A 430-nucleotide genomic window follows, 5' to 3' on the forward strand; every position below is an offset into this window, starting at 1 on the left:
ACCACCAGGGTGCCCGCAGCCAGACGCGCTGGGGCAGCCGTGATGCGGCAATCTTCGCGTTTGCGGTTGTGGATGATGAACGGCGTGGCGTCATCGCCCGGCGTGCCGACGGCCAGCACCAGCGCTTCGCTGTCACGCCCCGCGCGGATCTTGCTGGTTTCGCATTCGCTGGCCGGGCCGGCGTCGAAGATGTCGACGTAACCCTGGTAGCTGAAGCCTTCGCTCTTGAGCATCGCCAGTGCCGGCTCGGTGTCCGGGTGCACCTGGCCGATGACGTTGCGCGCGTCCGGCGAGAGGAAGCAGGTGTACAGCGGGAATTTCGGCATCAGTTCGGCGATGAATGCCTTGTTGCCGACGCCGGTCAGGTAATCGGCCTGGCTGAATTCCATCTTGAAGAAGTGCCGACCGAGGCTTTCCCAGAACGGCGAGC

The 430-nt window shown here is 64.7% G+C and carries 1 protein-coding gene; it reads right to left on the reverse strand.

The window, feature by feature from the left end:
• The coding region (locus J5M71_RS28855) for an arginine N-succinyltransferase (RefSeq protein ID WP_207839101.1) at positions 1-430 on the reverse strand (430 nt) is incomplete at both ends.

The sequence above is a fragment of the Pseudomonas sp. 43(2021) genome (genome assembly GCF_017490805.1).
In the GTDB taxonomy this organism is placed as follows: domain Bacteria; phylum Pseudomonadota; class Gammaproteobacteria; order Pseudomonadales; family Pseudomonadaceae; genus Aquipseudomonas.